The sequence below is a fragment of the Paenibacillus chondroitinus NBRC 15376 genome (assembly GCF_004000765.1).
Classification (GTDB): Bacteria; Bacillota; Bacilli; order Paenibacillales; family NBRC-103111; genus Paenibacillus_E; species Paenibacillus_E chondroitinus.
The window spans coordinates 20,300-28,034 of the sequence record NZ_BILW01000062.1; the positions used below are offsets into that span (position 1 = coordinate 20,300).

General features: G+C 48.4%; 7 protein-coding genes. All 7 read left to right on the plus strand.

From position 1 onward, the window contains the following. Window positions 1-48: 48 nt before the first annotated feature. The 7 genes from PCH02S_RS33030 (at window position 49) to PCH02S_RS33060 (ending at window position 7,479) form a co-directional block, all read left to right on the plus strand. Window positions 49-981: an ABC transporter permease gene (locus PCH02S_RS33030; RefSeq protein WP_127458352.1), complete on the plus strand. Its 933-nt coding sequence runs from the start codon at window positions 49-51 to the stop codon at window positions 979-981. An 11-nt stretch (window positions 982-992) separates the two neighbouring features. Further along, entirely contained in the window at window positions 993-1,865 is an 873-nt protein-coding gene (locus PCH02S_RS33035) for a carbohydrate ABC transporter permease (protein ID WP_127458353.1), read from the plus strand. Between the two features lie 67 nt (window positions 1,866-1,932). Then, a complete protein-coding gene (locus PCH02S_RS33040; protein ID WP_127458354.1) occupies window positions 1,933-3,492 on the plus strand; it encodes an extracellular solute-binding protein in 1,560 nt (519 codons plus the stop codon). Window positions 3,493-3,545: 53 nt separating this feature from the next. After that, on the plus strand, window positions 3,546-4,361 hold the full coding sequence (locus tag PCH02S_RS33045) for a PIG-L deacetylase family protein (RefSeq protein ID WP_127458355.1): 816 nt from the start codon (window positions 3,546-3,548) through the stop codon (window positions 4,359-4,361). Window positions 4,362-4,418: 57 nt separating this feature from the next. Then, a complete protein-coding gene (locus PCH02S_RS33050; RefSeq protein ID WP_127458356.1) occupies window positions 4,419-5,459 on the plus strand; it encodes a sugar phosphate isomerase/epimerase family protein in 1,041 nt (346 codons plus the stop codon). 19 nt (window positions 5,460-5,478) lie between these two features. After that, window positions 5,479-6,402, plus strand: a complete 924-nt coding sequence (locus PCH02S_RS33055; RefSeq protein ID WP_127458357.1) for a hypothetical protein — start codon at window positions 5,479-5,481, stop codon at window positions 6,400-6,402. Between the two features lie 45 nt (window positions 6,403-6,447). After that, window positions 6,448-7,479: a Gfo/Idh/MocA family protein gene (locus PCH02S_RS33060; protein ID WP_164819827.1), complete on the plus strand. Its 1,032-nt coding sequence runs from the start codon at window positions 6,448-6,450 to the stop codon at window positions 7,477-7,479. Window positions 7,480-7,735 lie beyond the last annotated feature (256 nt).

Sequence of the window (7,735 nt, forward strand, 5' to 3'; positions counted from 1 at the left end):
TGATTTGATAGTTTCAGCACCACATCACACAGGAAAGGAGGTTACGCTATGGAAATAGCGACTGTGCGCACATCTCATCATCGCGCTAGGTCATATTGGAAGCGTTACATGTATTACTACATCCTACTCATCCTGCCACTTGCCTACTTCCTCATATTCAGGTATGGGCCGATTGCAGGGAACGTGTTGGCCTTTCGCAAATATGTACCGGGGGGGCCTGTGTATGGAACGGAGTGGGTAGGTCTTCGCTACTTCAAGCTGTTCATGAACGATCCGAACTTTTGGATAGCTTTTAAGAACACGTTGGTACTGAGCATTCTGAATCTGGCGATTACGTTTCCGTTGCCGATTCTGTTCGCTCTGCTGATCAATGAGATCGTAAGCCCGCGCGTCAAGAAGTTCATTCAGACGGTTTCTTATTTTCCGAATTTTGTTTCCATTGTTGTTGTCGTAGGCATGATCAAGGAGCTGCTATCGCCCACGACAGGTTGGGTCAATCAGTTGCTGATCCATTTTGGGATGGATCCGATTTTCTTCGTCAATGAGCCGGGGTGGTTTCGAACTATCTATATCACCTCGGATATATGGCAGTATATGGGGTGGAATGCGATCATTTACTGTGCCGTTCTGGCTTCGGTAGATTCGCAGTTGTATGAGGCGGCGGAGCTTGATGGCGCAAGCCGGCTGAAGCAGACGATTCATGTCACCATTCCGCAAATGCTCCCGACGATTTCGGTTGTGTTTATTCTTTCTCTTGGTTCCATTCTTAGCATTGGATTTGAGAAGGCGCTGCTGCTCTATACGCCGAGCAATTCCGCAACCAGTGATATTATCGATACGTTTGTGTTCCGGATGGGTCTTGAGAACAGCAATTACAGTTACGCAACGGCAGTCGGCATGTTCGGCGGTTTGATCGGTCTCTTCCTCGTATCGGGAGCCAACTACATGTCCCGCAAAATTTCCGGCATATCCTTGTATTAAGGAGGTGGAGCATGCTCTATCGGCGAACTTGGAGCTATCAACTGTTCAGAGTGGTGAATGCACTTATCATGCTTGCCGTTCTGGCAGCTATCATTATCCCGTTTCTAAATTTATTAGCGATTTCACTTAGTGAATCCTGGGCAATTGTAGGCGGTAAAGTGGGTTTATTTCCTATAGGCTTTAACCTGGACGCTTACTTCCGCATTTTTCAACATCCGAGCATCAAGTCAGGCTTCTACAATTCCTTTCTTCAGACGGGGCTTGGCACGGCAATCGGATTGTTTATGCTGACGATTTGCGCATATCCATTATCCAAAACCTTTTTGAAAGGCAGAAAGCTCTTCATTCTGTTTATTATGTTTACTATGTTTTTCAGTGGAGGCTTGATACCTACTTATCTAGTGGTAAAAAGTCTCGGTTTGATCGATACGATCTGGGCCATTGTGCTGCCCTTCTGCATTACACCGTATTATTTACTGCTAGTCATGACGTATTTCCAATCCATTCCCGAAAGCCTTGAAGAGTCGGCCATGATCGATGGCTTGAATCCGATCCAGATTCTGTGGCGCATCGTCATTCCGCTGTCCAAGCCGGTGTTAGCTGCTATCACGCTTTTTCTCGCAATTTATTATTGGAATAATTGGTTTAATGCAATGATTTATTTGAACAGCACGGAGAAGCTTCCCGTCATGATGATCGTGCGCAATATTGTAGCTGGAGCAGATTTGGCGTCCAATGGCGGCCAAAGCGAGGTCACGAGCCTTTCGGCGGCATCCTTAAAATCGGCGGCCATCATGGTCACAACACTGCCGGTGGTTGTCCTGTTTCCTTTTGCTCAGAAGCATTTTGCTCAAGGCGTTATGTTGGGTGCGGTTAAAGGTTGATGGTAAGAGGGGCTTGAATTATGTAGTTGCCAGCTTTCACAGAAGAAAGCATTTAGGAGGAAATCCGATGAGACGATCCATGAAAAGAGGGTTTATATTCGTCACTGCTTTGATGGTGATCACCGTACCTTTAGCCGCTTGTTCCAGCTCCAATAAGGACGCGGGAACTAACGGGAGTGGCGAAAACAGTTCAGAGAAAACGACCACCTTCTCGATGATGTACTCCGACAGCGCCGCTTATCCATTCAATAAAGAGTGGCCTGCGCTCAAGCAAATGCAAACGCTTAAGAACGTGAAGTTAGATGTGCAAGCGGTACCGGATAAGGATTACGCCAATAAGTTCAAAATTGTGACCAGCTCGGGCACGCTGCCGGATTTGATCAGCTCCGTGGACCATCCCAGCCTGATGAGCGTGGCCGAGACCGGTGTATTGCTAAACATCAACGACTATCTCGATAAGCTGCCGAATTTTCAAAAAAAAGTGAAAGAATACAAGATTGACGATGAGCTTGAGAATTGGGAGACGAAGGACGGCAAGCTGTATATTTTACCGCAAATGAACGAAGCGGCATTGTACAATACGGCACCTGTTATCCGTACGGACCTGCTCAAGAAATACGGCTTGCAAGTCCCGAAGACGATGGATGAGTTATATAGCGTATTGAAGGTATTCAAGGAGAAGGACCCTGCAAGCTATCCGATGGCGAATTTGATAGGTGCCAATACCCTTCGGAGTATCTCGGGTGCTGCCTGGGGGATTGATCCTTCGTATAACGGGTTCATGTATGACAGCGCTTCGAATTCGTTCACTTATGCCTATACCAGTGACAATTACAAGCAATATGTGAAGTACCTGAACAAGCTGATCACCGAGAAACTGGCCGATCCTGAGTTGTATACGTCGAGCCTGGATTCCTGGAAGCAGAAAATGGCGACCGGCAAAAGCACATTCACGTACACCTGGATTAGTGAACTTGCTCAGCTGAATGCGGACGGGAAAAAGAACGTCGGTCCCGACTTCGAACTGACGCCATTACCTCCGATCGCAGGTCCGGGCGGGGTCAAGGCGGCTAGTACGACCCGTATCAAAGACGGTCTCGTCATTCCGGCCAGCGCAGCAAAAAAACCTTATTTTGACAAGCTCCTTGCGTTCGTGGATTGGTTATACAGCGATGAAGGTAACGTCCCGTTCACTTGGGGAATCAAAGATCAGACTTATGTCGAAGTGAATGGCAAAAAGGATTTCAGCGACGCAGTCAAAAATAGCAGCAGCATTCAGAAGTCACTATGGGATATCGGAGCTGCGAATACCAATTATGCCATGCTTTACCCGTATGACTGGTTTATTAAGGTGTTAAACAATCCGTTAGTTGGCACACTCACCGAGGAAGCCAAGGCCAAAAACTGGTTCCCAGCCATCACAAAGGTACCAAAGCTGAAGGCGGAGCAGAAGGAAGAGGAGAACATGCTCGTTACGACTGTGAACGATTTATTTGCCAAAACGCACGAGCAGTTTGTGTATAACAAAGTCAACATTGATACGGAATGGAACAACTATGTGAAGGACATGGACGCACGCGGCGTAACGAAACTAAAGAAAATCTACAACGATTCATTAGCGAAATAATAGCGAAATAATAGCGAAATAATACCTGAATTTTGGAGAGGTGGAAAAAGACAATGAAACAAGAGATTCGAGTGATCGTAATAGGGGCACATCCCGATGAGCCGGATATTTATGCAGGCGGTACTGCGGCATTATTCGCCGCTTTGGGGCACAAAGTGAAATTTCTTTCTTTGACTGACGGCTGCGGCGGTCATTACGAGTTACCCGGACCCGAGCTGGTTACACGCAGGAAAAAGGAAGCGGATGAAGCAGCCAAGAGGCTGGGCATCGTCGAATACGAAGTGCTGAGCACGCATGACGGTGAATTATTTCCCGATGTGACTACGCGCAACGAGGTCATTCGACATATCCGACGTTGGCAAGCCGATGTGGTCATCACGTTCCATCCGGCTGGGGGCACGCATCCCGATAACCGGTACGCCGGACACGTTGTGAGTGATGCCGTTCCGTTCTCGGCGCTTAAAAATGCGGTAATCGACGTTCCGGCTTTGGAGCGTACGCCGGTTGTACTGCTCATGCCGGATTACTCCATGAAGGATCGCTATCAAGCGGACGTGGTGATCGATATCGAAGCCGTCCTGGAGAAGAAGCTGCTAGCTTGCGATGCACATGCTTCTCAATTCTATGAATTCAGCGGCAAAAATGAGGACCGCGAAGTACCTCAGACCTGGGAAGAGAAGCGGGAATACCTGCTGAAATATTGGGCGCCGTTTTTCTATGTCTCTGATGAGATGAGGGCGGGATTGGAGAAATGGTATGGAGCGGAAAGAGCCGCGAAAATTACTTACGCCGAGCCATTTGAAATCGCCAATTACGGCCGAAAAGTAGATGACGAAGAGCTCAAGAAGTGGTTCCCGATGCTGGGATGATGGAAATGAATATCTCATTTAACCCATTAGACAGATTGGAAAAATAGAGGTGTAAATATGGCTATGAAGATTGGAATCGATCTGCATCACGGCTTTCTTCAGGAAGAAGTTCCGTTCACCGTGGCGCTTGAGAAGGCGAAACAAGAAGGGTATGACGGCGTATACGGCAAGTCCCCAATGGTAGCCTCCAAAACGCTTGATCCTGTGGAACTTAAAGAAGCAGCCGATACCGCTAAGGAACTCGGATTATACATTGATCTGGGCATAGGGCGCGTTAACCCGTTCAATACCAATGAAACCCCGGAGGTGTGGCAGCTAGGCGGCGGCGATTACAAGCTGGCTGTAGAGAAGATGCTCTACGCAGCAGCTAGCATAGGGGCTAAAGAGTTGATTGGGGTCACAGCCGGTTGGAAAGGCGAGCATAAGGGCTACCATGTATATGATCGATTCCGCACAGATGTTACTTGGGAGGAGCAGCTTCGCGCCACAGCCAATTTCCTGAAAAGCCTTAAGCCTGTGCTGCTCGACACAGGCACCCGGATCAATCTGGAAACGCACGAGGAGATTACCTCGCATGAAATCGTCCGATTGATTGAAGAGGTCGGCGACGATGTTCTCGGCGTCGCATTCGATACCGCGAATGTGTTCGCCCGCGGTGAGGATCCGGTCGCGGTAGCGACGCGAACCGCGCCTTACATTCATCAGATGCATGCCAAGGATTGCATTATGTTCTTCTCGGACACCGGACTTATCCGTCAGGTCAAGCCGGTCGGGCAGGGCATCGTCGATTATCGCCAAATATTCTCGATCATCGCCCCGTTTCAACCTGATCTTCATATGCAGATTGAAGATCACAAGGGTTACATGAATATCGACATTTTCGTTGAGCAGTGGCGGAACAGCCATCCGGATATGAGTCTGGGGGACATCGCCGAGTTGGTCAGATTAGCCCGGATATGTGAACAACGCGTAGCGGAAGGAAGTCTTCCACATCCAGCCATTTACGAGCAACCGGCGTATGCCGAGCAGCGTGACGAGCGTTTAAGTTTCGCCGGCCATTATCTGCGAACAACCTTGAGCGAGCTTGGATTGCGCTAATGATGAAGGAGGATGCTCTTTGCTGTTGGTAGTGCCGTATGTTGCTGCGGCATTGTTTGTGGTGCAGTCGCTTTGTTTGAAACAGTTCAAGAAGGCAGGGGAGCATCAGGGAGAGCCTTTGCTCCTTCATGCTTCCTACATGTTAATGATCGCGGTCGGATTTATGACTTGGACAATGCTAACGGCATGGCCATCCACGGTAAGCTTATCCACCTTTTGGATTGCTATTGTTTATGGCGCAGATTTTGCCTTGACAATGACTGTGTATTCGCTCGCGATCCGCACAGGTCCGCTTTCGACGACTTCTTTTTGCTTTTCTGCCAGTATGCTGCTGCCTGTTGCGGCTAGCGCTTTATTTTGGCAGGAAAGCTTCGGGTTTATGAAATGGCTTGGTGTCGGACTGTTTATGGTTTCCTTCTATTTCATTCTTGTCTATGGAAAAAAACAGAAAACCAAGCGAATCACAAGGCAATGGTATGGGTACGCAGGGTTATCCTTTCTGCTGAACGGTAATCTTTCCGTACTCTCCAAACTCCAGCAAACGATGAGGGAGCGAGATGAAACTTCCGTTTTTATGACGATAGCTTTCTTGGCGGGTTGCCTGTTCTGTTTAATTGGCTCAGTTATTTTATCTCGAATTGGCCGTAAAAATAAGTTGGCAACCAACGAGCCTGGTGCCAAGATGATATTGCAAAACCTTGCAACCTTCGTAAAATATTGGCCCTCTATCGTAGGACTTGCTTTAACGACCGGGATCGGCAATTGGATCGTCGTGTGGCTTTCGGGTAAGCTCCCCGGATCCTACTTATTTCCTACAGTTAATGGAGGTATCATCATCGGTCTTGTTGTCGTTTCCCGGTTTTTATACAAGGAACATCTGTCTTCGATAGGATGGGTGGGTATTATCGTAGGAATAGCGGCGATGATTGCTGTGAGTGTCTAATGCTTTAGCAGAAACATGGGGGTTGGGAAAAATGGAGGGTCTAGGATGAAAAGAAAAGTATGCCTGCTAAGCTGCTGGAATCATTTCCATGCCCAAAGCTTTGTCAGAGAGCTGGCTGATTTGCCTGATGTTGAGATTGTAGCAGTATGGGATGACGAGGCGTATCGCGGAAAAAAATATGCGGAGGAATTCGGCGTTCCATTCGAACCCGATTTGGAAGCATTGTTAGCTCGGCCAGACCTGGATGGCGTTGTTATCGACACGGCGCCGGAACTAGCAGCTTCGCTAATTATCAAAGCGGCTCAGGCCGGCAAGCATGTGATGGCCGATCAAGTGCTCGCGATGTCAAGGAAAGAGGCGCTGATCGCGAAGGAAGCCATTGAGAAGGCGGGCATTATTTTTGCCCTCGACATGTCTCTCAAGCGTTGGCCGATTCATCTGGCTGCCAAGCAAGTGCTGGAGTCCGGCAGAATCGGATCGGTCACCAGTTTGAGGGTGCGCAACGCCCACTCTGGGGCGCTCGGAGGGCTTGGCCAGCAATGGCCGCCTCAATTCCGACAAAGCACCTATGGTGTATTTGCCGATCTTGGCGCGCATTGCCTGTATTTGATGCTGTGGCTGCTGGGCATGCCGCTCGCGGTGACGGCGATTGGGACTCGCCGTACGGAGACCATAGGTGAAGATAATGCAGCCAGCATCTTCGAATTCGAAAACGGCACAATCGCCATCTGCGATACGAGCCATGTCGCCAACAATTCGCCGTTTTCTATGGAAATGTACGGCACAAGGGGCAGCTTCCGTGCAAACGGCATGAACGGGGTTCATCACAAGCTGCTGAAGCAGGAAGACGTGACGGTGCATTTGTTTACCCAGGAGCAGCAGACGCACCCGAATCCAATGAGTTTACTTCCGCCTATGCCGGGGGAACCCTCCATTCACCGCTGGATCAAGGCCATGGATGGCGAAGTGTACCCGGCTCTGAACGGAACGCAGGAAGGCATCGCACTTGCCATTCTACTTGAAGGTTTGTATTTATCAGCACGCACAGGAACCAAAGTAACGTTTGATGAAATTTGATTTTTTAAAAGATAATTTATATGTTTTGGGTTGAGCGAAAGCTTAACCTTAATTTATTTTTTTTGTTAAAATCTAAGTATGGAATCGAATCTACTCAAACAAAAATTTTTCGTTGTAAAGACGGCTGTGCAGCAAAGTTGAAGGGCTACGTTGCATTACATACAACGTAATGGTGTGGTCAGACTGCGATTTCGGTCTTTCGTTGCACATCATACAACCATTTGTTGCAAAAGGTGAATTGTAAGCGGTTTAAATG